This window comes from Pseudaminobacter soli (ex Li et al. 2025), assembly GCF_029892515.1.
GTDB classification, from domain to species: Bacteria; Pseudomonadota; Alphaproteobacteria; order Rhizobiales; family Rhizobiaceae; genus Pseudaminobacter; species Pseudaminobacter soli_A.
Genome location: NZ_JARXVF010000007.1, coordinates 241,055 through 247,054, shown reverse-complemented (window position 1 = coordinate 247,054; position 6,000 = coordinate 241,055). Strand labels below are relative to the sequence as shown.

The window sequence follows — 6,000 nt, the reverse complement described above, 5'->3', positions numbered from 1 at the left end:
GGCGCGGCCCTCAGATCAAGCACCGCGGGCAGCTCGAAGATCTGCGGCGTCGGGTCACAAACCGTCGTCATCTTGGCTTAGAACTCCTGCCAGCCATCTTCGATCGGCGCCGCGGCGCGGGCGGTCGCCACGCCGTAGCCGCCGGCGACGCGCGCCGCCGGCTTGGCGCGCGCGGCCGGCTTGGCCGCCGGGCGCAGCGTTTCCACCGCCGCCGGCTTGCCGAGGCGGAAGCTGCCGAGCTGGCGCGCCAGCTGTTCGGTCTCCTGCGCCAGCGAGTGGCTGGCGGCGGTCGATTCCTCGACCATCGCCGCGTTCTGCTGCGTCACCTGGTCCATCTGGTTGACCGCCGTGTTGACCTGGTCGAGCCCGGTCGACTGCTCCTGCGCTGATGCCGCGATGTTGGTGACCACCGCGTTGATCTCGGCGACCTCGGCGACGATGCGCTCCAGCGCCTTGCCGGTCTCGCCGACCAGCTTGACGCCCTCGCCGACCTGGGTCGACGAGGCCGAGATCAGGTTCTTGATCTCGCGCGCCGCTTCGGCCGAACGCTGCGCCAGGGCGCGGACCTCGGAGGCGACGACGGCAAAGCCGCGCCCGGCGTCGCCGGCGCGCGCCGCCTCGACGCCGGCGTTGAGCGCCAAAAGGTTGGTCTGGAAGGCGATCTCGTCGATGACGCCGATGATGCGGCCGATCTGATCGGACGACTTCTCGATCGTGCCCATGGCGTCGATCGCCTTGCGCACCACGACGCCGCTGTGCTCGGCGTCGCCCTTGGCCGACGACACCACCTCGCGGGCATGGCTGGCGCCCTCGGCGGTCTTCTTCACCGTCGCGGTGATCTGGTCGAGTGCGGCGGCGGTTTCCTCGAGGCTCGCCGCCTGCTGCTCGGTGCGCCGCGACAAATCGTCGGCGGCCGACGAGATCTCGCCGCTGCCGGCATGGATGGCGTTGACGCTGGCGATGACCGCCAGCAGCGTCTGCTGCAGCTTGTCGGCCGCGGCGTTGAAGTCCTCGCGCAGCTTGGCCGCCTTGGGTTGGAACGGCACCTCGATGCGGAAGGTGAGGTCGCCGCTCGACAGCCGGTCGAGGCCTTCGCCAAGGGCAGTGATGGCGATCAGATCCTGGCGTTCTTCTTCGGCCTTCTCGGCCGCACGCGCGGCGCGTTCTTCCTCGGCGCGGCGGCGGCTGTCTTCGGCTTCCGCCTCGAGGCGCAGCTTCTCGATCGCCGCGTCCTTGAAGCTCTGCACCGCGGTCGCCATCTGGCCGACCTCGTCGCGGCGGCCGACCGCCGGAATCGCCACCGTGTGCTCGCCCGCCGCCAGCTTGCGCATCGCCTCGGTCATCCGGCTCACCGGCCGCGCAATCTGCAACGACAGCCACCAGCCAATCACAATAAGAAGCACAATCGTCAGGCCGGCGCCGGCCGCCTGAAGATACCTGGCATTGCGCACAGCCTCATCTCTTTGCCGGCTTACTTCCTTCAGCCAGACGGAAACTCCGTTCTGCACATTCGTGACGGCGACGCGGATCGCCGCTTCAGTCTCGGCCGTGTGGTCGGAGACCACAAGGTCGCGAGCCCGCTGCTGCATGTAGGAATCGCCCGCCAGCTTGACGATCGGGTCGCCGACATCGAGGCGCCACTGCCGGGCCGCGGTGTGGAACTTGTCGATCGCCGTCAGCAGGGTTTCGTTGCCCTGCGCCTCGTCCTTGGCGTTGGTAAGCTGCTGTTCGAACATTTGCGTGGAAACGCGATAGCGCGCCAGGACGTCGTTCTTCGGCGCGATCAAATAGAGCCGAGCCAGATTGACCCGATCGAGATGGTAGGCTTCGCCCTTGCCGATGTCGGTCACCAGACGGCTCGCCGTCTCAAAGTGCTTTCCCGCGGTTTCGACCGTTGCCAGCGCCTGCATCAAGAGCAGCGCCACCGCAATGCTGACGACCATGATTACCGAGAAACTCAGGGCCAGCTTCCGAGTAATTCCGAAGCTGGTGAGCGAGAAGCGCCACATCTTCCTTGGGGCGCGAACCTTGGGCGCAGGAGCTGCTGCGTCGAACGGGATTGAGCTCATCGGTAGTTTCCTCGGCTTCAGGATGAGAGAATTGGGATCGCCCCGGAGGTCACTCAACGGGACATGGATCGGAAAAGGTGACAGCGAGTCATCGGCATTAAATCAAACAAACACACATCAATCGTAGGCAGGGATGCCCATGATCCCTACGACTTGGCATGGGGTTAGAATCCAATCAGGTAACTTATTTCGTAAGATTTTCATCAATTCGCACTTCCGGCCGGAAATAGTCTTCGATGCGAAGACGCTCTATTGGCCTGCTGATCAGGAAGCCCTGCGCGTAGTCGCAGCCATGCGCCTTGAGAAACCTGAATTGCTGCTCGGTTTCGACTCCTTCGGCAACAACGGTCATCTTCAGATTGTGAGCAAGACTGATGATGGTGCGCGCAATCACGGCGTCGCACATGTCCGGCTGGATTTCCCGAACGAAGGACTGATCGATCTTGAGTCGGCTAACTGGATAGCGTTTCAGATGCGACAGCGATGCATAGCCGGTACCGAAATCATCGAGGGTGATTGCCACGCCGGCATCGTTCAGCTCGCACAAAGCCTCCGATATACGGTCGCTGGAGCGATCGAGCAGTACGTTCTCGGTCAGCTCGATCTCGAGCGCGGAAGCGTTCAAGTCTAATTTGCGCAGTAGCGCCAGGACGCTTTCGGCAAAGCCGCTCTGCTTGAGTTGGGCTGCGGCGACGTTGACCGCGATTGGTCCGGGATCATAGCCAAGGTTGCGCAGGAGGCGGGCCACCTGCATTGATTTTTCGAGCACGCGATAGCCGAGCGGCACGATCAGACCGCTGTCCTCGGCCACGGGAATGAAATCGCCGGGTGGAACCTGGCGACCGTTCAAGGTCCAGCGAGCAAGAGCCTCGAAGCCGACATGGCCTCGGTGGTCCAGGCTCACCTGGGGCTGGAGGGCGATGTCGATCTCATCGGCAGCCAGAGCCGTCCTGAGGGCATCGCCGGTGGCCTGACGCCGCTCGACGCTGTCACGGAGCGTCGGATCAAAGAAGCATGAGATGCCGCGCCCGCGCCCCTTGGCGTGATAAAGCGCAATGTCGGCGTGCTTGAGCAATTCCTTGGACGAGCCGCCGTCGTCCGGAAACATGGCGACGCCGACGCTGCAATTGGCATTGACCCTGCGATGCTCGATGTTGATGGGCTCGCGAACGCAGGCCAGGATTTTCTCGGCAATCCTGATCGCGTCATCAACTCCTGACAGGTGGGAGATGACGATGGCGAACTCGTCTCCACCCAGCCTGGCAACAGTGTCGGACTTGCGAAGTAAGCCGCCAATGCGCTGGGCGACGGTAACCAGAAGCATGTCGCCGGCATCATGCCCGAGCGTGTCGTTGACGCTCTTGAAGTCGTCCAGGTCGACCAACATCAGGGCGCCCTGCCGTCCGGTGCGTTCGCTTGCCGCAACTGCGTCCGCCAAGCGTTCAAGCAAAACGGAGCGATTGAACAGGCCGGTCAGCGGATCGTGCTCGGCCTGGCGTTTGATCACGAGTTCGGCCTGCTTCAGGTCGGTGATGTCGCTGCGGACCCCGACCACATAGCCGGTGCGCGAAAGCCGTTCGCGCACCTGCAGCCAGCGTCCGTCGCTCAGCTGCTGCAGCACCTTCTTGCCGGGATTGCGATGCTCGCGCATGCGTGCGGCTATCCAGGCCTCGCGCCCGTCGGGCGTGTTCTTGGCGAGATTGAACTGACCATGCTCCACACCGAAGCGGAGGATGCTCTCGAAGGATACGCCGAGCTCCATCACCGGCGCCGAGTCTTTATAGTAGCGCTTGAAGGTGTCGTTGCACAAAGCCAGGCGGTCGTTGCTGTCGAACGCGGCCACCGCGTCAGGTATCGCCTCGAGAATGTCGCGCAGCAGCGCCTCGGCTTCGCGTCTCTTTTCATTTTCGGCGCTGAGCGCCGCTTCGGCGGCCTTGCGTCGGGTGATGTCGTAGCGGATGGAGACATAACCGCGCCCGGCTCCGGATGGGTCCAGCAGCGGCACTATGGTGGTGTCGACCCAGTACAGGCTGCCGTCCTTGGATCGGTTGCAGATCTCGCCGTGCCACAATCCGCCCTGTGCGATCGTGCGCCACATGTCGACGAAGAACTGTCGCGGATGCAGGCCGGAATTGACGATGCTGTGCTTTTGCCCGACCAGTTCGCTGCGGGAAAACCCGCTTATTCGGCAAAACAGATCGTTCACAAAGACGATGGTTCCGCTCCGGTCGGTCATCGCCACGATGGCATGCCGGTCGAGAGCAGTCTTATAGGCACCGAACTCCGCCTGTATCTGCTTGACCTTGTTGCCGGCTCTGTGAAAATCTCTCTTCACTGTGGCAGTCGCGGAACACAGCCCCGCCCTTCCTCCGCCTTCTAAAGACGCAGGTTCCTGGTCCAATGACATGCTATCCCCCTCCCGGCCGCAGTTTCCCCCTAGTGCGACCCTCCCCCGTCACCACCGTTCAATGCGCCGAACCTTTCCCTTGGGGAAACATAAATCACCTGGCAGGATAACGCGAAACGCGGCTATGTTCGGCATTCCTGTCCATTCGGATCGGCGACATCTTCATGTGTACGGTAGCGAATGAACTATACCGTACACATCCAGAAGTTAACTGGAGTTTAAGGGCCCGTGTGCACGCAAAAAACCTTTCCCTCTACGACTGAGAGCACCCGCCAAGCAGATGAATCGGGAGAATTGCGGCACGAAATTCGCAACAAGGTTCTTCTGTCGCTGCGCCCGGAGGCCCAGATCTTCTTGCAGGAACGTCTGGTCACGCGGCCCATTTCGGTCGGCGACGTGATATTCGAACATGGCGAGCCCGTTACGCACGCCGTGTTTCCGAACGAGGGCGTGATTTCCTTCATGGCCGAGATGGAGGATGGCCGAAGCGTCGAAAAGACATCGATCGGGCTGGAAGGATTTGTCGGCTTCACGCTGGTGATGGGGGGCGGTAATGCGGTGGGCAGAAGCCTGGTGCAGGTGGCCGGCAGCGCGTCCTGGCTCTCGATAGACGATCTCAATGCCGCGCATGAGCGCTTCATCTGCGTTCGCGAAGCCATGCTGCGCTACTCCAAGTCACTTATCGTCCAACTGATGGAATCGGTTGCGTGCAACAGCCTGCACACGGCCGAACAGCGCGTGACACGCTGGCTGCTGCAAACCCTGGATCGCGTACCGGGCGACACATTCATTCTTACGCAGGAAGCGCTGTCGGAAGTGCTTGGCCTGCGCCGAGCCACGGTCAGCGGTATCTGCTCGGAGATGCAGGATGCCGGCATCATCACCTATCATCGCGGCTCGATCACCATCCGCGATCGCGCGGCGTTGGAAGAGCGCACCTGCGAATGCTACTGGCGCGTGCTCGATGCATCGCTGCTCGGCGACCAGGGCGGCGATGGGTTGACGCCGGCGAGATCCCGGATCGCCGAGAGGCGTTCTCGGGGAACGGTCCGTCGCCGGGGGTATTGAGAGAAGCCGACGGTGCGGTTTTCCCTGACAGCGTTGTCAGGGCCGCGCCTGTTGCACGCAGGAAGAAAGCGCCGGGGCGTGTGCCGTCTGTCGGGTCGATGAGCAGCTAAAGCTGATAAGAAAGGGGGATGGCGGAGAAGGAGGGATTCGAACCCCCGATAGGCTTGCACCTATGCCGCATTTCGAGTGCGGTGCATTCAACCACTCTGCCACTTCTCCGCAACTGTGGTTGGGCCGTTGCCGGCGCGGCGCTGTAGATAACGAGTCGCGAGGGGATGCACAAGGCCCCTTCGTGACTTATTTGTGGGCGCCTTGACTTGATGCGCCCCTTCGGTTACACGCGCACAGTTCCGGCGTGGGTCCTTGCCTATGCCGGTTTCGTTTTGAACCCCAAGACTGACAAAAAGACGGCCCGAACGCTCCCGCGTTCAAAGAGGCCGGACCGAACAGCGAAAG

3 protein-coding genes and 1 tRNA gene are annotated in these 6,000 nt (G+C 62.5%); 1 reads left to right on the top strand and 3 read right to left on the bottom strand.

What is annotated here, in order from left to right:
- Nucleotides 1–77: 77 nt before the first annotated feature.
- Together M2281_RS24430 and M2281_RS24425 are read right to left on the bottom strand one after the other, a co-directional pair.
- Nucleotides 78–2,069, bottom strand: coding sequence for a methyl-accepting chemotaxis protein (locus M2281_RS24430; RefSeq protein WP_280823797.1), 1,992 nt, complete (start codon nt 2,067–2,069; stop codon nt 78–80).
- Between the two features lie 184 nt (nt 2,070–2,253).
- On the bottom strand, nt 2,254–4,404 hold the full coding sequence (locus M2281_RS24425; RefSeq protein WP_280823796.1) for a putative bifunctional diguanylate cyclase/phosphodiesterase: 2,151 nt from the start codon (nt 4,402–4,404) through the stop codon (nt 2,254–2,256).
- A gap of 366 nt (nt 4,405–4,770) precedes the next feature.
- Between M2281_RS24425 and M2281_RS24420 the strand changes: the two genes are divergently transcribed.
- Complete coding sequence (locus tag M2281_RS24420; protein WP_280823795.1) at nt 4,771–5,544, top strand: Crp/Fnr family transcriptional regulator; 774 nt, start codon at nt 4,771–4,773, stop codon at nt 5,542–5,544.
- Between the two features lie 129 nt (nt 5,545–5,673).
- Here M2281_RS24420 and M2281_RS24415 read toward each other — a convergent pair.
- Nucleotides 5,674–5,763 (bottom strand) — tRNA-Ser (locus M2281_RS24415).
- Between the last annotated feature and the right edge of the window lie 237 nt (nt 5,764–6,000).

Coding starts and splice junctions, on each gene's coding strand:
- M2281_RS24430 (WP_280823797.1), bottom strand. CDS start 2,069: ATGAGCTCAATCCCGTTCGACGCAGCAGCTCCTGCGCCCAAGGTTCGC.